Source organism: Pantoea sp. Cy-640, assembly GCF_011752635.1.
In the GTDB taxonomy this organism is placed as follows: domain Bacteria; phylum Pseudomonadota; class Gammaproteobacteria; order Enterobacterales; family Enterobacteriaceae; genus Pantoea; species Pantoea dispersa.
In genome coordinates, this window is record NZ_VWXB01000009.1 from 88219 (window position 1) to 107075 (window position 18857).

The window sequence follows — 18857 nt, forward strand, 5'->3', positions numbered from 1 at the left end:
GCATGCCGCCGCAAGGCGGTTTTTTATGTCTGTTTACCTTGACCTTCGTGGCTATAGCCGCCATCGTGGACCTGTCCGAGCTGGCCGTCAGCCAAAACGGCGTGGTCAGAATCGTGCTTGAGTCCATTCAGGACATGCTGCTTAAGGTCGCCCTTCAGACCGCACGGGACGACTACGAGACCAGTCGTCAAAGGCAACGGCAGGGCGTTGAGCTGGCGAAGGCTTCAGGTAAGTATAAAGGGCGCAGGCCTGAACCCAAAACGCATGAGCGCATCATTGCGCTTCGCGAGTCCGGTATGGCGATTGCGCGCATAGCAACTCTTGCGGGATGCAGCGTGAGTCAGGTAAAGCGCATCTGGTCCATATATAAGGCAGACAAGTCTGTCAGTAATTAAACATTTATCATGTTGTATGGCTGAAAGGGTTCAGGCATGAGCATTTCTGGGACGCTGGTCTGGTTTGAACCAAATCCCGTCAGCTTCCCGGTGGCCAGTCATGAGCAGCCAGAGCGTATTGCAGGTGCCCTGAATGCGAAACTCATCGGGGAGGCAGGGCGGGCACTTCGGAATGCTCAGTAGCGGTCCAGTACCACCAGTTACCCGGTCCGTATTCCCTGTCGTAATGGGCCGTTTTCACCTGCTTACGCTGCAGGTACTCCGGCGTAATCATGCCGAAGACCTCCATCGGCAGCGCATCCACACCGGAAACGTCCTTCAGCACAAAATCAGGAAAAACCTCCTCTTCACCGTCGTAGCGCAGCGGCTTGATGAACGCGCGCTTTTCCTCCCACAGGCGCGCCTCAACCATGCCCTCATAGCGGGAGTCCAGCGGAATATAGCGCGGACTGACGGTCATCAGCGCCACGTCGATAACCCTGCAGCTGCTTCGCGGCACGTTACGGCCCTCTTTACGTATAAAGGCGGTCTCCGGCGGCTCGGTTTCACAGATGAGCATCGTCCGGGCGCCGCGTCGCCAGTCTCCGAGCTCCCGCGAAAAGCTCCGTGCGAGCCGGTCTCTGACGTCGTCAGGCAGCTCCAGCGCGGGAAAGCCGGCAAACAGCCCCAGCGGCAGCGTGTGCTGCAGCCGTACTTCGGCGGCGTCGCTCCAGGTGGCCAGCTGTGAAACAAAAATCAGGCGGCGTGAGGCGCTGCCGGCGTCCTTCGCAGTCTGGCGGTTCTGCGCGACCTGCGGCGAATCCTTCATGGCCATCAGCATCAGCGACTGCTGCAGCGGGATCCGGCCGATGCGGATGCGCGCTGCAGTCTCATTCAGGCGCCAGCTCACCCAGCCCGGCGAGCGTTTCTTTTTATCGAATGCAGGATGCCAGACGTTGATGCCGGACTGCTCCCAGAGCAGGTGCAGCAGCCCCAGCAGGCGCATCGAGGGCTGCCGGCGCCGCCTCCCCGGTCCGGCACCGGCCGGAGGCGCATCACGGGTTTTATCAGGAACGTCTTTCTTCTGCAGGCCGGTGGGCAGGCGGACCACAAGCCGGCCATCCGCCGCCGCTCTGACCACGTCGGGCGCATAGATGGCGGCCTGTCGCTCATCCGGCCAGACGGAGTAAAAGCGGCAGTCTGGCGCGTGTTCGTGCCCGGAGAAGGCCCATGAGGCGAGCCAGCACTGGTCTGTTTTCTGTGACAGATGCACTTTCAGGCGCCGGCGCTGCGCGTCTTCCTTCGGGGGATGGCACAGGCAGGTGACCACCGTGGTGGCCTTGTTGTCACGCGCGTGCTTCAGCCAGCGCTGCCACTGCTCCGGCTCAGCGCTGCGGAAATCCGCACCGCATTCACGCGAGCCCCGCAGCCCGGTGAACCGGACCGGATACGTTTTCTTTGCCGCCATCATACCCTCCTTTCCGTAAAGAACGCTGAATATGCGACCTGCGTGATTTTAATTCAGGCCGGCTGCCGGGCAGATTACCGGTGAGGATTCATTCCACAACCGGTTAAATTCAGCCTGATACTGACGGGCAATATCAGGTTCGTCTTTAATCACCATCGCGTTCTCCGCATTTCTTTTTTCAGCAGAAGACGTGTAATTAAATGAGCCGGTTTCCACCGCACTGCCGTCGGCCACAATAAACTTGTTGTGCATGATGCTGTACATGCCGTTAAGGCGCACGTCCACGCCAGCGCACGCGAGCTGGCTGACCAGAGACCAGCGGTCCCGGCTTTTCTTTTCATCGGCGACCAGCCGGACCTTAACGCCCCGCGCAACGGCCGCTGACAGCGCCTGCGCCACCGGCCGGCTGGTGAAATCCCAGGCCGCCACGTCGGCGCTCTGACGCGCGCTGCCGGTGAACTGCAGTATCAGATCCAGCGCCGAGCCCCCGGGCGAAAAGCCGGCCGTTACGGAGGCCTCCGCGCCGTGAATAACGGGAAGGGTCAGTAATGCCGTCATGATTAAAGCCTGTTTTTTTCATTATCCTTCACCGCAATAAAATAATGTTAACAGATTTTATCACCTGACAGTTATTAATATAAACATGTTAATATGAATCCATTATAAATATTAAATCAGGGCTGAAGATATTCCGTAACTGGACGATAACAGTTACGTGGCAGGGAGCAGGTAATATGAATACATTTCACGAATTAAATATCATGACGTTACGCGGCGATATCCATGGTGCCTTTTCGCTCATCCGCAGCCGGAGCGAAAACGTCGCCCGGAAAATCATGAAAAAAGCGGGCTACCCTATGACGCCGCACACGGGGCGCGCGTTCTGGACGTGGGTGCAGGAGACCCTGATCCGGGCGGCCCGCGAGCGGCGCTGCGGCTACCGGGCGCGCGCTGAACGCCGGGCACCGGTGCGGCGCTGGCGGCAGCAGGCCGCGGAAGACTATGATGCCTGGGCGCAGATGATGGCGTCAGAGGCCGCGCCGCAGGCTGAGGCTGCCCCGGAGGGAAATATAGCGGCCCTCGATGCTGCTCCTGAAAAATGCGTCGCCGTCCGCGGCCGCGCAGAACGCCTGATACACCTTTGCCGGCACCGCGAGCCAGCGCCGGCACGCGCCGTTCCGGTACTCCAGCTCCAGCACGCCGGTGGTCGGATCGTAGCCCGCGCTGCGAAACAGCTGAGACGTCACTTCATGCCTGTTCATGGTGTGGTTCCTGTCATGGCGATGGCTCACGCAGCCGCCTTCCAAAAAAGTGGGGTGCCGCCGGGCTGCACCCCGTTCAGGGAATGAAAAAAACGATTTATTATTCTGCTTACGCGGGTGTTATCGGCCGCCCGCCCTGAAACCTGAGTGGCATGTAGGTTCACTGTAGCCTGTAACGTCCGTGACCATTCCGGCCCGCGCATCACGCTGCCCGGAATCCGTCCGCCAGCAGATGATGCAGATGTTCATCCGCCCCGCCAGCCGCTTCCCGGCGCCATCCCGAGCGCTGCAGCAGCTTATCGAGCGCGGGCAGTTCGCCGGTAATACGTGCGGGCAGGGGAATGCGCTGACGGCCACGTTCGTCAAAGCCGGCGTCCAGCGCGTGACGGTTCAGGTAGATGCCCGATACTGACGGGCTCAGGCGCAGCTGCCGGCGGCCGCTCCACTCGCTCTCTGCCAGCACCATGTAAATCCAGCCGGTAAGCTTCACCGCGTGCAGGGTGTGCTGCAGCCGGAAAAGGTCGTTCTGCGCCAGCAGATGGCCGCTGCTGGCGCGCCACAGGTAGTCGAGCTTGCCGGGCAGGTCGGCGCGCAGACCTTTTTCCCGTCCCTCTTTCAGCAGCCAGCTGATGTCCCCGGCCAGCTCACGTGGAAAGCGGCGCTGCTTTTCGGCGGTGGCCAGCCAGCGGGTCAGAAACAGGTTGTCCTGTGCGGGAGAGGTCGCAATACCGTCCTGCCGGGCGGTATTCAGCGCAATCAGCCCGCACCAGGCGAGGTGACTGACGTTCAGGTTGTCGTTATCCATAAGCCGCGTCCTTCATGACGGACCACAGGAAAAAGTGGCCCTGAAATCCGGCATTTTATGACATCACCATTCTTCAGAAAACCCTGAAGAGCCTGCACCCGTTTCAGCTGTGAAGTCTGACTTCATCAGGGTCGTCACCCCGGAGTTGTTCAATCGCGAAGATCAGTGAGGGATTACAGACTTGGTTTTCTTTAATGCAGGCTTTTACGAGTGTAACCAGCTCCTGTATCAGTCGTTCACGATCGGTCTGCTGGCCCCTGTCGGCCAGATTCAGGCAGATCATTCCGGTAATCCGGCATGCCTCCCAGTAGGTGGATTCTGTCAGTTCATTTTCTGAGTCTTTCATCCGCGTTTCTTCCGTTTAGATCTGATGCACATGAGCGTACTGGCGAAAGGCAGAGCCCGTTATTGTCGGTTTACCGATAATGTAGCGCCGGGCAGCACTCTGGCTGAAGCCTTAATTCAGACGGGCGAGCAGTGCGTAGTCCGTCCTGTGAATGCAGCGTGAGCGGCATGGAGGCGCCAGAAACCGTTCAGGACGGCACTGATCACGATAAAAACGTTGTGGCATATGACAAGGCCGATGCCCATGCGTGACAGCCCACCAGTTGCCGGGGACAAAGCAGATGCAGTTATAAATTCATCGGTAAGACAATAGCATCGACTTGATAATGATTATCATTAGTGTTAATAAATATCTTGCTCACTACCACTCGATTAAAGGAGTTAATCATGGCAGAACAGCCACCGATCAATGTTATTGCGACCCCGGTTCCGGCCCCATCATACCCCTCATCCTATGATTATTCCGCCTTTTCGGATAATGGCCTCCCTGCAGGTTTTGCTGATGCAGTTTATTTACAGGCACGTATCCTGGCCTGTGAAGACGGTACTAAAACGGCTCAGATTCTTGAGCAGTGCCGGGAATGGTATCAAAAGCATCCTGAAATACTGAAGCGCGTCCTGGGCGCCGCAGCCTATGCCGACAGTCAGCGGGTAACACACCCCAACTGGGCTTACTGGGATATGTTCAATGCCAATGAAGCAGATTATTTTGAGGCGAACCAGCAGACTGAACTGACCAACAATGCCTTTGGACCGCTGGCGGCTCTGTATCACTATATTTACGGAGAAGGGCTTCCGCTGAGCGCCGATATGGCCAAGCTTTCCTTCAGTTTTGACCGGCAGACGTTGCCTCCTGTTAACACTATCCTGAGCACGGTTCAGACGGGAACGTTTCCGATTAATGAAAAAATTGGCTACGATTTCCGTAACAGTAGCTACTGGGAATGGGCTTATCTTGGACGCGTAAGCCTGACACTTCAGGGTACGCTAAAAGTTGAACCAAACGGGCAGTGGACATTCGACGGCGGTGTCGTGGGAACTCACGATCGCTACGATGCCAATAAAGACGTCAGCAGGGGTAAAGTAGGCGAACTGCTGACTGATGTACTGAGAGCCATTCCCGGCACCGAATATGATATCAACCTGAACGGTGAACATGTAATTCACTTATCGGGTCAGAGATAATACAGAGGGGGCTCGCCCCCTTTAATGCCCGTATTCGACATCCTTCAGGTCAGCACAACGTGGCATACCGGCCCATTCAACGTCCGGATGTTTGCTGGTTGTAAAAAGAACATGAGCGCTGGTTGGCCCAATCTGCATCGTTTCCATTTTTATATGCACATCATCGGCAGTCAGGTGCTGATCAGCAAAGGTCCGGTTATCCGGGCGGATGACATCGGCGATCACGGCATGAGCGACTTCATCGGCATTCAGCGTTAAACACACCTGCCTGTCGGCACTGAGGCCCCCATTGATGTCTGACAGCACTGCCCATGCTCCCAGACCAGCTGCAATCACCATAACGGCTGCGAATTTGGCAACTTTTTTCATAACATCCTCCCTGAAACAAGATAGTTAAACGCTAATGATAATCATTAACATACACACCATCAACCAGTAACCTCAATTTCCGTAATCCAGTACGACGCGCCAGTGGCCGGCGAGCAGTGCGCAGCCCGGCCTGTGAATGCCGCGTGAGCGGCATGGAGGCGCCAGAAACCGTTCAGGACGGCACTGATGCCATCGGGCGCCGTGAGCCCGGCGGAGCCGGTTACAGGGCCGAGGGTGGCGAAAGCCCAACCCCGCCCTGACCGACGCCGTTTAAGCAGCGGCCTGTCAGCAGCTTATCAGTCAGACGGTCGGAGACGAAAGAAAGAAACCGCGGGCCTCTGGCCATAAAGCGGCTCAGACTCTGTAGTTACAGCATCCATTTATCAGCCACTGCAGTTCCGGCCCTCCGGGCCGGGCGGCCGGGGCTGGTCAGTGGGGGCAACCGGGCTTCAGGTACGGCGCGGGTCCGGTTTAAGAGGGGCTGGATTGTTCAGAACTGGCTGATTACAGTGAATTCTTTGTCTGTTGTAACTAACTGCTCAGAAGGGGGACCGCGCCAGCGGGAGGTGCTTTAGATTCTGAGCGGCGCGGCCGTATCCGGCCGCTGCAAGCGAAGGCCTTATTTATCCCCGCAGAATGCCGGCATGAACACCTTATTTATCTTTTCTGATTAATTCTTTCTGACGTAAGTCAGGAATGTTTTGCGAGTAATGTCAGGTTTCATTTGCAGGTAAGTCACGCTTTACGATTGCGGATAAGTGTGGATAAAGAATTCCGCGACCGGAGAGCGGCGCGAATGTGGGATATTTTGCGGGAAAAAGGATGCCGCTGCGGGCCGGAAATACGCGATTTTATCTGCGGCACAAACGCCTTTACCGCCAGTCAAGGCGGTAAAATTCGCAGGTGTTCGTCAGTGGACGACGTCGGGCGGGGCGGGCTCGTAGCCGAGGCCGAGCTCCAGCTGGTTCAGGTTCTGCCACACCAGGCGGTCAAAGGCCTCCGCGTCGGTGTTCATCAGCTCGTGGTTCGGCAGCGTCCGGATAAGCCAGCTGGCCATCGCCGTACGGCGCTCGTCGAGCGGAAGCTTGCCCAGCTTTTTGCGGCGCTTCTCTTTCACGGCCTTTTCACGCCGCTTTAACAGCGTGGCCATGCGCATGTTCTCATACCAGCGCTGGCGGGCGGCGAGCACCGATTCATGCGTACCCGGCTCGATAATGCCCTCCGCTTCAGCTACAAGGCGCTCGTTACGCTGGAAATACAGCTTATCCATGTTGACGCCGCACAGCTGCCAGAAACGATCGGTGAGCACGATATGACGCGGCATCCAGAATTTCTCAACCGGGTCCCACTCAAGCGAAGGCATCTCCAGCAGACCGTATCGCGCCAGCTCCGGAAAAAGGCGCGACAGCCGGCACGGCTCGACCCGGGTGCCGGGTATGACGTCGCCGTTCTCATCTTTCGGGCTGAGCTCTTCTGCGAGACTGCCAACGTTAACGGTGACTACCCAGGTGGCTATATCAGCGCGCTGTATCAGCAATGGAATGATCGCGTCAATCAGCGCGCGGCGCTCCGGCCGGAAGTCGCGCTCGCGGCCGGCCGCGTGGCGCAGCCTGACGAAATACGGGTTGCGTGAGAGCCGCTGGCGCAGACGCAGCTGGCCGGTGGCCCGGTCCTTCACGACGAGCCGGCGCATGGCGTGGCCGAACTCACCCGGCAGCGGGCGATAGTTCTGCGGCGCGAACCAGACTGGCTCAGGACATTTGCAGGTGACGGCGTGATCGCCGCGATGGCGCCCGTCAGGTCTGGAGGTCGGGTCGTTTAACCCGATTAAAATCTGGTCATTCACCCTGTCCTGAACTTATGGCGGACAGGGGTTGTCTTATGAACTGCATGCGTTATAATCCTTTACAGGCACATCGCCTGCTTATGGCCCCCCTGATTTCTGAACCTTCCGCCAAGTTGAGACAGAATTCGGGGGGGTTTTGCATTCGGAGTTCGGTAAATCCCGCGCTCCGTACCCTGAACGTTTTAACGGATACGTCCCATCCGGTTCAATTCTGCCCGCGCCGCGCATGTCCGGCCACAGGTTTTCGCACATCCCCGTCGTCAACCACCACAGTATTCGACAAGGATCTAAAAAGGATCGCCGCCCGGCGAATTCTGAAAAGAATACCCATCTCAACCGGTTAAATCCAGCACAGATTGCACATAGCACGAATCGTATGGATAAAAAAAGTTCACCGATAAATTTTACCGTGACCGTCATCACAACTGCGGTTGTGGCTGAACGCAGTTCTGCGCCTGGCGGAACGCTGAAACGGCAGAGAGCACGGGGGACGGGTAATTTTTCATTATTCAGCGGAACGATCGCGGACGATCGCCATTCAGGCGACGGGCAGGGCTTTCAGGCTGAGGCGTACCGCAGCGGCGCGAGGAACGAACAGCCTGAACGACGTGGCCGTCAGGGGGTAAAGGTTCTGGCGGGATGGCCGATACCCCCCTCAAACGCCGACAGTGAAACCATTCTGATAATGCCGGCGCTGCTGGTTGCCCGGTTCTGCACCGGGCTTTTTTAGTTTCCGCCTGCGCGGACGATGGCCTGCTGCAGGACGTCTTCACTGACGACGCCCGGGATGACGGTGGTGTTGTCTGCCGTGGCATTCTCTGTCGGCATGACGATAATGCCCGGCGTGCCTGCCGTAAAAATTAGGCGCTGCCACAACAACGCCATATGGCCGAAAACCTGCTTTATCAATACCGCCGCGCCTTTTTATACGCTCTGATAGAACGGGAAAGCACTAAGAATCAGGCAACTTGCGAAAAACACCATGCTGGTAATAAACGACCAGCGCAACGTGCTTCTTTGCGTCTGCGCATAATCCATCTTCAACATCCCCACCAGCAGATAGGTTGAGGCAACCAGCGGGCTGAGGATATGCACTGGCTGTCCGACCAGCGCGGCGCGCGCCATTTCAACCGGCGCAATACCGTAATGACCAGCAGCCTGCACCAGCACCGGCAGCATACCAAAATAGAAGACGTCATTAGATACCAGCCAGGTTACCGGCACGCTGATCAGCGCGGTAATCACGGCTAAATAGGGGCCAAACGCGGCCGGAATAACGTTGACGATCGCCTGCGCCAGTGCGTTCGCCATACCGGTTCCGGAAAAAATTCCGGTAAATACCGCGGCGGCGAAAATCAGGCTCGCCACCGAAAGGATCGCGGTCGCATGGCGCGCCAACTGCTCCTGTTGCTGACTAAGCTGCGGAAAGTTAAACAGAAACATGACCGCCGTGGCCAGCATAAACAGGTAAGACATCGGCACGATATCCAGCACCAGCAGAACAATTAAGGCGACGGTCAACAGCCAGTTAGTCCAGAAGCGCCAGGCGACGCACGGCCGCTCTTCAAACAGGTTATCGTGGCGGGTAGCCGTGTCGCGATGCCATCCAAGACGTTTGCGCTCCTGCCGGCCGAAGATCCACGCCATCACGAACGTCCAGACAATACAGGCAAACAAGGGCAGCAGCAGAGGAATAAAAAGCGTACTGATTTCAGCATGTACCGCCGTTGCCGCGCGGGCCGTGGGGCCGCCCCAGGGGAGCATATTGCCCAGGCCCGTACACTGTAACAGCAGACAGGCGACTTTTAATTTCGACAGGCCGATACGCTCATAAATCGGTAAAAATGCGGAGAGCACGATCATATACACGGTGGCGCCGTCGCCATCCAGCGCCACAATAAACCCCAGCAGCACGGTTCCGGTGAATATTTTTACGGGATCGCCATCCACGGCGGAAACAATACGCTTAATAACGGGATCAAACATGCCCGCATCGGTCACGCTCATAAAATAGAGCATAGCGAAAATCAGCATCACGCCAGTTGGCGCCACGGTGCGCAATCCTTTAATCACCATATCGCCCGTCTCGACGCCAAAACCGGCTAGTAGCGCAAAAAAAGTCGGCACCACAATTAAGGCGGTTAGCGCCGAAAGTTTTTTGGTCATTAATAAGCCAATAAAAAGGGCCAGCATAAGCAGACTGATCATCAGCAGCATAGTTTTATCCTGTTGCAGGGTGATGGCGCGCTTGTCAGCGACAAACGAGAACGTATCGGAATTAAATATATTTTTTATTTAAGAATAATCATGAATATCAACAGCCAAAGCAATCTGTAAAAAGATTGCCACTGTGCGCCGTTTCATATTTCTTATAAATTTAAAATTGCGCCAGGTGATGATAATTTGGCGTGAAACTCTAGGCAGAAAACTTTATAGCGTTTCACGCCCGCGGTTATTTACAGCGCCGGCTAAATCGTGCGGTCAGTTAATGGTGATCGCGGGGCGACGGATGTATCGGCAATGTCAGACGATACAGTTTGACCGGGTACTCAACGGTTGAAGGCTTCCCGCCGGTCGTGGCTGGCGTGCGGTTAATCTGCGCCGACGGCATCCAGAGCTGCCCGTCAGTGATCCACATCGCGTCAATCCATACCAGTCGGGGATCCTGCACCACCGTGCTGACCTCGCCTTGCGGCGTTATCCGTTTTATGGCGCGCGTACTGATGTCCGAGGCATAGATATTGCCGTCGGCGTCAATCGCGGTGCCGCCGGTGCTCCAGGTATCGATAAATTTCTTCGCGTGGCGCGCGACCTCATCCTTCGAGAGCGAGGCATCGTTCAGGTAGCGCGTTTCGATGCGTGCCATAGGGCCGGGGATCGCCTGGTAGTAGAGCCATTTGCCGTCCGGCGAGACCTCAAGCTGATCCAGCCCTACGCGCTTTTCACGGCCATCGCGCAAAAAGAGTTTCTTCCCGTCGGCATAGATAGGCTGGTGGTCAATAGAGAGCGGATGGTTATCCAGCACCCGCCAGCTTTTGCCCGTTTTCAGGTTCAGCACCACCAGCCCCACCGCGCCGGGATCGGTGATATAGGCGAAATCGCTGTTAAAGCGCACATCGTCAAGATAGCTCTCGGCTTTTAACGTCGGCGCCCTGAACAGGTAGCTCGCCACCACTTTGCGGTTGTGAATATCAATGCGCACCAGCTTCGCGCCCTGCTCGACTGCTTTATCGCCGGTGCCGATGCCTTTATTACCGGCATCCATCACCCAGAGATCGCCGTCCGGGCCGAAGCGCAGCGCGTTGACGTGCAGGAAGTGATGAGCCGGATCCTGGATCTCCCAGCGGTTCCACGCCGCATTAGGCCAGGCCTCGATCTTGCCGTTTTTCACTTCGACCAGCTGCGGCCCCGCCCCTTCGGACTGCGTCAGCGACGCGAAAATGCGCCCTTCCGGGCTGACCGCGACCCCGTTCCAGACGCGCGGCGAGGTTTCAACCTGCTGCAGGCGGCTGTCCTGCTGGGTCGGCAGCGTAACCGGCAGCCGATCCTGCGCCCAGACCGATGGCGCCATCACTATCGCCACCATCAGAGACAACATTTTTACCGTGCTTTTCATGTTTCCTCTCCTTTTGTCGATCACAGCGGACATCCTTTAGCGCGTAAAATCGCATTGAAACGCTCTGGATCGGCGCTTCCCTGACGATTCGTTTCACGGATACGGGCTTCGCGCTGCTCATGTTCACGCACGCGGGGCAGCAACGAAGCCAGCTGCGATAAAGGAATGCTGATAACGCCGTCGGCGTCGGCAACAATCAGGTCGCCAGGGCTGACGACCAGTCCGGCGCACTGGACAGTGACGTTGATTTCGCCCGGCCCTTCTTTGCTCGGGCCGCGCAGCGTATTGCCGCGCGCCCAGACCGCGACGCCGCCCTCAGCCCACTCATTAACGTCGCGGATCGCGCCATCAATCACAAAGCCGGCGATTTTTTTCGTCAGGGCGGAGGTGCGCATTAACCCGCCGATCAGCGCCTGGGTCAGATCGCCCGCGCCATCGATCACCAGCACGTCGCCAGGCTGGGCCATCTCAATCGCCTTATGGATCATCAGGTTGTCGCCGGGGCGTACTTTTACCGTCAGCGCCGGGCCGCAAAGCACCAGAAAGGGATCGTTGTGCCAGGGCTGCAGGCCCAGCGCGCCGCAAGAGCGCCCCATGCAGTCGCCGATATTTGGCACCGGTAAACGGCGAAAGGCATCGACAGTATCAGTATCAGGCAAACGATCGCGTTGCCCGATAAAATAGCCGACAGGCCAGGTATCAGATGTGGTCATGAGGGTTCCTTAAGTACCGCACGGTTAACACAGGTCAGCGGATTCACCGCCAGTCCGTTGAGAAAATCGAGACACTGACGGGCCGCATAGCGGGCGACTTCATCCAGCGCTTCAGGCGTGGAGCCGCCGATATGCGGGGTGAGGGTCAGATTGTCCAGGGCGCGAAACGGGTGCCCGGCCGGCAGCGGCTCCGTCGCCACGGTATCCAGCCCGGCAGCGAAAAGATGGCCGCTGCGCAATGCCTCATCCAGCGACGCCTCGTCAATCAGCTCGCCGCGCGAGGTATTGATCACCAGCGCGCCCGCCGGAAGCAGCGCAAGCGTGCGGCTGTTGAGCATCTGACGCGTCGCGGCGTTGACCGGGCAGTGCAGGCTCAGCACGTTGCTTTGCGCCAGCAGCGCGTCGAGCGAAGTAACCTGCTCGTCGGGGAAAATCGCCTGTGGGTCATGCAGCGCGGGATCGTAAAATCGCACCCGCATTCCCATAGCCCGAGCGACGCGGGCGACGCGCTGGCCGATCTCCCCCATGCCGACCAGCCCCAGTGTTTTACCGCTCAGCTCCATGCTGCTGCCGGTGCGCGTCCAGCGTCCTTCGGCAATCTCCTGCTGGAGCCAGCTGATACGCCGTGCGGCGTTAAGCATCAGCCCCAGCGTCAGTTCCGCGACCGATTGCGCGTTGGTGCCGGGCGTCGTGAATACCGGGATGCCGAACGCCGTCGCCGCCTCGACGTCGATATTGGTGACGCCGACGCCATGCTTGCAGATGACTTTTAGCGTCGGGCAGGAGGCGATTGCCGTGCGGCTTAGCATGACGGTGCGGGAAATCACCGCGTCGAACGGAATACGCGCCATCAGCGCCTCGACCTCCGCCACATCCTGGCTGCGGTGAAGGTAGTGCACTTCGCAGCCCGCTTCTGCCAGCGCATGTACTCCCCCGGCGCCCAGGACAGGCGCGGTCATCAGAATGGTCCAGCTCATGTGTTACTCCCTTGTTAATTTTCCTTTAGCCTGACAGGATGAACCGATAAAAAGTATTCTGATTTTCTTATTAATTGATTCCTGAGAGGAATGAGTGGAGCTAAAAGATCTCAGTTACCTGCTGGTGGTGCGCGAGACGGCGCATCTTGGCAATGCCGCGCAAGCCCTTGGTATTACTCAGCCTGCGCTAACCAAATGCCTTCAGCGGCTGGAAAAATCGTGCGCGACCCGGCTGGTCCTGAAGGTGGGACGCGGCATTAAACTGACCGAAGCGGGGTTGCTACTTTGTGAACGCGCTCAAAAAGTACTGCACCTGATGCAGGTCACCCGCCAGGACTTAAACGCGCTGGGATCCGGAACGGCAGGCGTGATCCGCCTGGGCGTGGCCGCTACCGCCGCTGAATTTATGCTGCCGCACTTAACGCGCGAGCTGCTGCAGCATGCGCCAACGGTGGTGCTTGAGGTGCAGGTCGGGCTGAACGATCTGCTGCAGTCGCGGCTGCGCGAAAACAGGCTGGACCTGATCCTGGGGTTTCTGCCTGAAGACAATCATGAGTTTGTTACCCGGCCGCTTACGGAAGATCCGGTGGTGGTGGCGGCCAGCAGCTTCCATCCGCTGGCGGGCGTACATCCCACCCCGGCACAGCTGGACCAGTTTCAGTGGCTGCTGCCGTCGCCACAGGTCGCCACCCGGCAGTGGCTTGAACAGCGCCTGCGCAGCGGCGGATATGCGCCGCCGCGCGTGCAGATGGAGAGCAACACGCTGTCGCCGCTGCGCCAGGTACTGGCGCAGACGCAGTTGCTGAGCTTTCTCTCGCGTCGACTGCTGCAGGAGGATATGGCGCCGCACGCGCTGGTGGAAATTCCCTTGCCGCTGGTGATGATGCCGCGCACCTTCGGCTTGCAGTTTCGCTCCCTGAGCGAGCTGACGCCTGCGGCGCGCCTGCTGGTGGATCTGGCGGAGAAACGCTGGCAGTGGTGACGAGGTCGCCCTGCCTTCTCGCCTGCGGGAAATAAACCCACCGCACGAAAAGTCAAAAAAATAATTTATTCCGCAGCCTATTTTAAAAAATAAGTCCCCTTATCTGACTAAATAAAAAATGAGCAATGTTAAAAATGGCATATGGGTGTTGTCGCACCTGTTTGCGGTCGGTCTCTATTTCACGTCCGGCCTGGATAAAATAACGCACTATGACGAGAATATTAATCTGATGCGCGAACATCACGTTTCAGGTTATTTTCCCCCTTTGGTGATCCTGCTGAAAGCTGCCGAAAGCACTGCCATAACCGCAGGATTTTTAACGAGATTCACCAGTATGTTTATGGTGATCCTGTCAATTATGTCCGTCTTTTTATTTTATCCTGGCTATTCACATGCGCATCTTATGGTCTGGTTAAAAAACATCTCCTGCTGCGCAGGGTTTTTACTGCTCATTATTCATGGCGCAGGCAACTGGAGCCTGGATAACTGGCTTAAAAAATATTTTAAAAATAATAAGTACGTCTCAATTTAAAAAAATAATCGTTATTCCCGTTTCCTTACCCGTACCCGGAGCAAAAATGAACAGGCGTCACTTTCTGCGCATGATGTTCGCATCAGGCATCATCATAATCGTACCCGCTACTGATTCGCTGGCCGCCGTATCCGCCGGGCCAGAGAGCCGCTTTCATCGTGTCAGCCAGGCGTTAACCGGGCGGCAGCGGCTGGATCCGGCTATTAGCCAGCGTTTGTACAATCTGCTGGTCCGCCAAAATCCGCAGTTTCCCCAGTGTCTGACGCAGCTGGCCGAGCACCTTAGCCGCAGCGACGCGCGCACGCCTGAAGCCAGAGTGGCAGCGCTGTCCGACGAAGATGTCGATACCGCTTTCGCTATCATTACCCCCTGGTATCTTGGCTATACCGGTGATCCCGCCACAACGCGCGCGACTGACGACGCCCACTTTGTCAGTTTTCTCTCCGCCCTGATGTACGAACCCACCGCCGACGTCACGCCGCGCCCCTCCTACTCCCAACGCGGCAGCGACTACTGGCAGGAGGTGCCGAACGGTGTCAGCGCGCCGCCGATGCCGGCGAATATTCATGCCTGGGGAAAGGCGTCGCCGCGCGCCGCATCGCATATCGCGGAGCCGCATCCCGCATGGCTGGCGATGGTGGAAGGACGCGCCAGAACCTACGCAGAGGCGCTGCGTCTGACCGATAGCGCAGGAGATCGCTCATGACGCAGTATGACGCCGACGTGGTGATTATTGGATCGGGTGCGTTAGGCGCCAACGCGGCCTTTCAGCTGGCGAAAGCGGGCAAGTCCGTCATCATGCTGGAAGCCGGCCCCTATATCCCGCGCTGGAAGGTCGTCGAGAACTATCGCAACAGCGCCAGCAAACGCAACTGGTGCGCCCCCTACCCCAACCTGCCCTGGGCGTCAAACAGCTACAGCGACGGTTATATCGAGGCGGAGGGCGATGACGACTTCAACTACGTTACCAGCTTCCTCAAGGTGGCAGGCGGCAGCACACGCCACTGGGCGTCGGCCTGCTGGCGGCTGCTGCCCAATGATTTCAAACTGAGAAGCGTCTACGGCGTCGGGCGAGACTGGCCGATTGCCTATGAGGATCTGGAGTCCTGGTATCTGCGCGCCGAACGCGAGGTGGGGGTTGTCGGCACCGCCGAAGAAGATCAGAGCGGTCAGGGACGCGACGCCTGGCCGCCGCGCTCCGCGCCTTATCCGCTGCCGCCAGAAGCGAAGCCTTACATGGTACAGCGTATGCAATCGAAACTTGGGCCGCTGGGCTACCAGGTGATCCATGAACCGCACGCGCGCGTTTCCCGTCCCTACGATGGCCGTCCCGCCTGCGCCGGCAACAATAACTGCGAACCCGTTTGCCCTATCGGGGCGATGTACTCCGGGGATATGCATGTTGATAAAGCGGTGGCGCTGGGGGTCGATCTGCGTACCGAATCGGTCGCCTGGAAGCTGGAGAAAGGCCCAAAGAACCAGATCGTCGCGGTACACTACCGTAAACCTGACGGCCGCGACGTGCGCCTGAGCGCAAAGGCGTTCGTGGTCGCCGCACACGGGCTGGAATCCCCCAAGCTGTTGCTAATGTCCGACGTGGCGAACAGTTCCGACCAGGTTGGCCGCAACCTGATGGATCACACCGGGCTGAGCCTGACCTTTCTCGCTGACGAGCCGATCTGGACCGGGCGCGGCTCGGTCCAGCATGGCAGCATCGTCACCCGGCGCGATGAGCCTAGCCGCGCGCAACACTCCGCTATCCGTTACTCGCTGCGTAATCTGGTGCCGAATAGCGATGTGACGCCTGCGCTGCTGAAGCAGGGCCTGGCCGGACGCGAGCTGGACGCGGCGATACGCGATCGCGCCTCGCGCATTATGAATATCAGCACCATGAGCGAGACCCTGCCCAGCCCCACTAACCGGGTGACGCCTCACCCGACGCGGCGCGACGGGGCAGGCCTGCCGACCCTGCGGGTCAACTACCATCTGGACAGCTATGTGCGCGGCATGCGGTCGCAGGCCTATCGCGACTTCGCTAATTTTCTGATGGCGTTTAACGGCGAAATCGTGGAGGCGCCCACCGGCTGGCGTAATCAGTATCACATTATGGGCACCACGATTATGGGGGATGACCCGCGCGACTCGGTGGTCGATGCGCACTGCCGCAGCTGGGATCATTCCAACCTGTTTATCGCCTCGACCAGCGTGATGCCCACGTCCGCCACCGTGAACCCCACCCTGACGGGCATCGCACTGGCGCTCCGTCTGGCCGATACGCTGATCCAGGAGCTGTAAAAATGCGAACGGCAACATTTCTGCTGCTACTTTTACCCGCGCTGGCGCTGGCGCAACCCGATAGCGCTTCCCTGCAGCGCGGCGAATATCTGGCCATCGCAGGCGACTGCTCCGCCTGCCATCGCAACCCGGATAACGGCCACCCGTTTTCTGGCGGCTATCGTATTTCTTCGCCGCTGGGGGACATTATCGCCACCAATATCACGCCGTCGCGCGTGAACGGCATCGGCAATTACTCTCTGGCGGATTTCCGCCGCGCCCTGCGTGAGGGGCGGCGGCGGGATGGCGGATATCTCTACCCGGCGATGCCCTACACCGCGTTCGCTTCACTGACCGATGATGATATCGCCGCGCTGTACGACTATTTTATGAACGGCGTGCCGACCGAAGATCACCAGGTGCCCGCGACGCAGCTTCCTTTCCCTTTCTCTGTGCGCGCGATGATGGCGATCTGGAACGGGCTGTTTTTATCGCCGGAGCAGCTCGCCAGCGGCAGTGCGGATAAGATCAGCAATGCGCGCGGCGAGTATCTGGTGAAAACCCTGGGGCACTGCGGCAGCTGCCACTCGCCGCGCAACCTGCTGATGGCGGAAAAAAGCGGCGATTTCCTGCGCGGCGGCGAGGTCGGCAGCTGGCAGGCGCCCGGTCTCACGCAGGCACGCCTTTACACCTGGTCGGAATCCGATCTGGCGTCTTACCTGAAAACCGGTTCGCTGCCGGGCAAGGCGGTGGCGGCAGGCGAAATGGCCACCGTGGTGGAAAATTCCTTCTCCCACCTGAGCGACAGCGATCGACGCTCCGTGGCCCGCTATCTGCTGACGCTGGGCCATGCGCCAGCAGACGCGCAGGCGCCGTTTCCACCGCTAGCGCACACTATTGCCGCGTTTGAGACCGGACCATCCGCGACGCTGAAGGATGCAATCAGCGGAGGCAAGATGAACGGCGCGCAGCTGTATAACGCTGCCTGCGCAAGCTGTCACGGCGCGCAGGGCGAAGGCAGTCATGACACGCCGCAAACCTTTCCCCGGCTGATCGGTACCTCTGCGGTGCTCAACTCCGATCCCGCAAACCTGATTATGACCGTCGCAGAGGGCGTAGACCGCACCACCGCCGCAGGCCACGTCTTTATGCCGGCGTTTTCCAGTCAGATGAGCAGCGCCGAGCTGGCGAGCCTGCTGGACTATGTATCAACGCAGTTCGGCACCGCCGACCAGCATATTACTGAAGAGCAGGTCAATCACACCCTGCGCCATCCCAGACATTCGCCCTGGCTGCGGCGTGCGCCCTGGGCGGGAGCAGGCCTGCTGGTGCTGCTGGTTTGTCTGGCGATATGGCGCTATCGATCCCATAAAAAGGAGTCAACATGAAATCACCCCTCTGTAGCGCTCTCTGCGCCCTGGCCGCGCTGTGGACCATCACGGCCAGCGCCACGCAGACGCAAACGATCCTTGACGCCGACGATGCGCAGCGCATGATTGCGCGCGCGGAGAAGCAGGCACAGTCGCTGAAAGCACAGGTTTGCATTGCCGTGCTGGACCGCGCCGGGCAGTTGCTGGCCTTCAAACGCATGGATAATGCGCCGCCGGGCTGTATCGACTCCTCCATTAAAAAAGGTAACGCGGCCGCGTTGTACCGAACCTCAACCGATAAATATATGGCACGCGCGAATGGCGCGGAGCCAGCAATAGCCACGCTGCCGAATATAGTGCCGCTGGGCGGCGGCGCCACGGTCACAATTAACGGCGAGGTCGTCGGCGCGGTGGGTGTCAGCGGAGCAGCGAATCCTGCAGAAATCGCTATTGCTGACACGGGCAGTAAGGTGCTGACCAGCCCCTGACTATGTCGGAGGCCGCACGTCAGGCTGACGGCAAAAAGCGTAATAATGCGGCGCGGGCAGGTTGTCCGTTTCGCGTTCCAGTTCCAGTAAGCCAGTGGTTGGGACATATCCAGCACTGCGAAACAGCTGAGACGTCACTTCAGGCCTGTTCATAGTGTGGCACTTGTCAGGGGCATCGCTAACGTGGCCGCCGTCCGAAAAAGTGGGGTGCCGCCAGGCAGCACCCCGTTTAGGGAGTAGAATCAAACAAT

Annotated in this window: 21 protein-coding genes; 9 read left to right on the forward strand and 12 right to left on the reverse strand. The window is 58.5% G+C overall.

Annotation, left to right across the window (positions count from 1 at the left end; all coding sequences use genetic code 11):
- The first annotated feature begins 2 nt into the window (after window positions 1-2).
- On the forward strand, window positions 3-395 hold the full coding sequence (locus tag F3J36_RS19515; RefSeq protein WP_247653212.1) for a helix-turn-helix domain-containing protein: 393 nt from the start codon (window positions 3-5) through the stop codon (window positions 393-395).
- A gap of 142 nt (window positions 396-537) precedes the next feature.
- Here the strand turns inward: F3J36_RS19515 and F3J36_RS19520 are convergent, their stop codons facing one another.
- From F3J36_RS19520 to F3J36_RS19540, 5 genes are all read right to left on the reverse strand, one after another.
- Window positions 538-1845: a DUF1173 family protein gene (locus F3J36_RS19520; protein WP_247653213.1), complete on the reverse strand. Its 1308-nt coding sequence runs from the start codon at window positions 1843-1845 to the stop codon at window positions 538-540.
- A 45-nt stretch (window positions 1846-1890) separates the two neighbouring features.
- Complete coding sequence (locus F3J36_RS19525) at window positions 1891-2400, reverse strand: phospholipase D family protein (RefSeq protein ID WP_166720326.1); 510 nt, start codon at window positions 2398-2400, stop codon at window positions 1891-1893.
- Window positions 2401-2870: 470 nt separating this feature from the next.
- Window positions 2871-3104, reverse strand: a complete 234-nt coding sequence (locus tag F3J36_RS19530) for a KTSC domain-containing protein (RefSeq protein ID WP_166720327.1) — start codon at window positions 3102-3104, stop codon at window positions 2871-2873.
- A 202-nt stretch (window positions 3105-3306) separates the two neighbouring features.
- The gene (locus tag F3J36_RS19535; RefSeq protein WP_166720328.1) at window positions 3307-3909 is read right to left on the reverse strand and encodes a DUF2913 family protein; all 603 of its coding nucleotides are present in this window, start codon (window positions 3907-3909) and stop codon (window positions 3307-3309) included.
- A 103-nt stretch (window positions 3910-4012) separates the two neighbouring features.
- Window positions 4013-4255 carry a DUF2767 family protein gene (locus F3J36_RS19540; RefSeq protein WP_166720329.1) on the reverse strand — a complete coding sequence of 81 codons (243 nt, stop codon included), beginning with the start codon at window positions 4253-4255 and terminating at the stop codon, window positions 4013-4015.
- 386 nt (window positions 4256-4641) lie between these two features.
- Between F3J36_RS19540 and F3J36_RS19545 the strand changes: the two genes are divergently transcribed.
- On the forward strand, window positions 4642-5439 hold the full coding sequence (locus F3J36_RS19545) for a lipid II-degrading bacteriocin (RefSeq protein ID WP_166720330.1): 798 nt from the start codon (window positions 4642-4644) through the stop codon (window positions 5437-5439).
- A 21-nt stretch (window positions 5440-5460) separates the two neighbouring features.
- On the opposite strand, the gene F3J36_RS19550 is transcribed toward F3J36_RS19545, so the two are convergent.
- Window positions 5461-5808 (reverse strand): hypothetical protein, encoded by a 348-nt coding sequence (locus F3J36_RS19550; RefSeq protein ID WP_166720331.1) that lies wholly within the window; start codon window positions 5806-5808, stop codon window positions 5461-5463.
- Window positions 5809-6718: 910 nt separating this feature from the next.
- Window positions 6719-7654 (reverse strand): plasmid replication initiator RepA, encoded by a 936-nt coding sequence (gene repA, locus F3J36_RS19555; RefSeq protein WP_166720332.1) that lies wholly within the window; start codon window positions 7652-7654, stop codon window positions 6719-6721.
- Window positions 7655-8030: 376 nt separating this feature from the next.
- Here repA and F3J36_RS19560 point away from each other — a divergent pair, with 376 nt between their 5' ends.
- The gene (locus F3J36_RS19560) at window positions 8031-8384 is read left to right on the forward strand and encodes a hypothetical protein (RefSeq protein ID WP_166720333.1); all 354 of its coding nucleotides are present in this window, start codon (window positions 8031-8033) and stop codon (window positions 8382-8384) included.
- Here F3J36_RS19560 and F3J36_RS19565 read toward each other — a convergent pair.
- The 5 genes from F3J36_RS19565 to F3J36_RS19585 all read right to left on the reverse strand — a co-directional run bounded on the left by F3J36_RS19565 (window position 8381) and on the right by F3J36_RS19585 (window position 12960).
- Window positions 8381-8563, reverse strand: coding sequence for a hypothetical protein (locus F3J36_RS19565; RefSeq protein ID WP_371742057.1), 183 nt, complete (start codon window positions 8561-8563; stop codon window positions 8381-8383). The two genes, F3J36_RS19560 and F3J36_RS19565, sit on opposite strands and share 4 nt — an antisense overlap.
- 15 nt (window positions 8564-8578) lie before the next feature.
- Window positions 8579-9871, reverse strand: coding sequence for a CitMHS family transporter (locus F3J36_RS19570; RefSeq protein ID WP_166720334.1), 1293 nt, complete (start codon window positions 9869-9871; stop codon window positions 8579-8581).
- Window positions 9872-10139: 268 nt separating this feature from the next.
- Window positions 10140-11270 (reverse strand): L-dopachrome tautomerase-related protein, encoded by a 1131-nt coding sequence (locus tag F3J36_RS19575; protein ID WP_166720335.1) that lies wholly within the window; start codon window positions 11268-11270, stop codon window positions 10140-10142.
- A gap of 20 nt (window positions 11271-11290) precedes the next feature.
- A complete protein-coding gene (locus F3J36_RS19580; protein WP_166720336.1) occupies window positions 11291-11983 on the reverse strand; it encodes an RraA family protein in 693 nt (230 codons plus the stop codon).
- Window positions 11980-12960: a hydroxyacid dehydrogenase gene (locus F3J36_RS19585; protein WP_166720337.1), complete on the reverse strand. Its 981-nt coding sequence runs from the start codon at window positions 12958-12960 to the stop codon at window positions 11980-11982. Before F3J36_RS19585 ends, F3J36_RS19580 begins: the two co-directional genes overlap by 4 nt.
- A 94-nt stretch (window positions 12961-13054) precedes the next feature.
- On the opposite strand from F3J36_RS19585, the gene F3J36_RS19590 reads away from it, so the two are divergent.
- The 6 genes from F3J36_RS19590 to F3J36_RS19615 all read left to right on the forward strand — a co-directional run bounded on the left by F3J36_RS19590 (window position 13055) and on the right by F3J36_RS19615 (window position 18606).
- A complete protein-coding gene (locus F3J36_RS19590) occupies window positions 13055-13942 on the forward strand; it encodes a LysR family transcriptional regulator (RefSeq protein ID WP_166720338.1) in 888 nt (295 codons plus the stop codon).
- A gap of 118 nt (window positions 13943-14060) precedes the next feature.
- Complete coding sequence (locus tag F3J36_RS19595; RefSeq protein WP_166720339.1) at window positions 14061-14474, forward strand: DoxX family protein; 414 nt, start codon at window positions 14061-14063, stop codon at window positions 14472-14474.
- 46 nt (window positions 14475-14520) lie between these two features.
- Complete coding sequence (locus tag F3J36_RS19600; RefSeq protein WP_166720340.1) at window positions 14521-15180, forward strand: sugar dehydrogenase complex small subunit; 660 nt, start codon at window positions 14521-14523, stop codon at window positions 15178-15180.
- The gene (locus F3J36_RS19605) at window positions 15177-16769 is read left to right on the forward strand and encodes a GMC family oxidoreductase (RefSeq protein WP_166720341.1); all 1593 of its coding nucleotides are present in this window, start codon (window positions 15177-15179) and stop codon (window positions 16767-16769) included. Before F3J36_RS19600 ends, F3J36_RS19605 begins: the two co-directional genes overlap by 4 nt.
- Before the next feature lie 2 nt (window positions 16770-16771).
- On the forward strand, window positions 16772-18136 hold the full coding sequence (locus tag F3J36_RS19610; protein ID WP_166720342.1) for a cytochrome c: 1365 nt from the start codon (window positions 16772-16774) through the stop codon (window positions 18134-18136).
- Window positions 18133-18606, forward strand: a complete 474-nt coding sequence (locus F3J36_RS19615; RefSeq protein WP_166720343.1) for a heme-binding protein — start codon at window positions 18133-18135, stop codon at window positions 18604-18606. Before F3J36_RS19610 ends, F3J36_RS19615 begins: the two co-directional genes overlap by 4 nt.
- The last annotated feature ends 251 nt before the right edge of the window (window positions 18607-18857 follow it).

Coding starts and splice junctions, on each gene's coding strand:
- F3J36_RS19525 (WP_166720326.1), bottom strand. CDS start 2,400: ATGACGGCATTACTGACCCTTCCCGTTATTCACGGCGCGGAGGCCTCC.
- F3J36_RS19520 (WP_247653213.1), bottom strand. CDS start 1,845: ATGATGGCGGCAAAGAAAACGTATCCGGTCCGGTTCACCGGGCTGCGG.
- F3J36_RS19585 (WP_166720337.1), bottom strand. CDS start 12,960: ATGAGCTGGACCATTCTGATGACCGCGCCTGTCCTGGGCGCCGGGGGA.
- F3J36_RS19535 (WP_166720328.1), bottom strand. CDS start 3,909: ATGGATAACGACAACCTGAACGTCAGTCACCTCGCCTGGTGCGGGCTG.
- F3J36_RS19550 (WP_166720331.1), bottom strand. CDS start 5,808: ATGAAAAAAGTTGCCAAATTCGCAGCCGTTATGGTGATTGCAGCTGGT.
- F3J36_RS19610 (WP_166720342.1), top strand. CDS start 16,772: ATGCGAACGGCAACATTTCTGCTGCTACTTTTACCCGCGCTGGCGCTG.
- F3J36_RS19580 (WP_166720336.1), bottom strand. CDS start 11,983: ATGACCACATCTGATACCTGGCCTGTCGGCTATTTTATCGGGCAACGC.
- F3J36_RS19530 (WP_166720327.1), bottom strand. CDS start 3,104: ATGAACAGGCATGAAGTGACGTCTCAGCTGTTTCGCAGCGCGGGCTAC.
- F3J36_RS19615 (WP_166720343.1), top strand. CDS start 18,133: ATGAAATCACCCCTCTGTAGCGCTCTCTGCGCCCTGGCCGCGCTGTGG.
- F3J36_RS19515 (WP_247653212.1), top strand. CDS start 3: ATGCCGCCGCAAGGCGGTTTTTTATGTCTGTTTACCTTGACCTTCGTG.
- F3J36_RS19605 (WP_166720341.1), top strand. CDS start 15,177: ATGACGCAGTATGACGCCGACGTGGTGATTATTGGATCGGGTGCGTTA.
- F3J36_RS19575 (WP_166720335.1), bottom strand. CDS start 11,270: ATGAAAAGCACGGTAAAAATGTTGTCTCTGATGGTGGCGATAGTGATG.
- F3J36_RS19570 (WP_166720334.1), bottom strand. CDS start 9,871: ATGCTGCTGATGATCAGTCTGCTTATGCTGGCCCTTTTTATTGGCTTA.
- F3J36_RS19545 (WP_166720330.1), top strand. CDS start 4,642: ATGGCAGAACAGCCACCGATCAATGTTATTGCGACCCCGGTTCCGGCC.
- F3J36_RS19540 (WP_166720329.1), bottom strand. CDS start 4,255: ATGAAAGACTCAGAAAATGAACTGACAGAATCCACCTACTGGGAGGCA.
- F3J36_RS19560 (WP_166720333.1), top strand. CDS start 8,031: ATGGATAAAAAAAGTTCACCGATAAATTTTACCGTGACCGTCATCACA.
- F3J36_RS19595 (WP_166720339.1), top strand. CDS start 14,061: ATGAGCAATGTTAAAAATGGCATATGGGTGTTGTCGCACCTGTTTGCG.
- F3J36_RS19600 (WP_166720340.1), top strand. CDS start 14,521: ATGAACAGGCGTCACTTTCTGCGCATGATGTTCGCATCAGGCATCATC.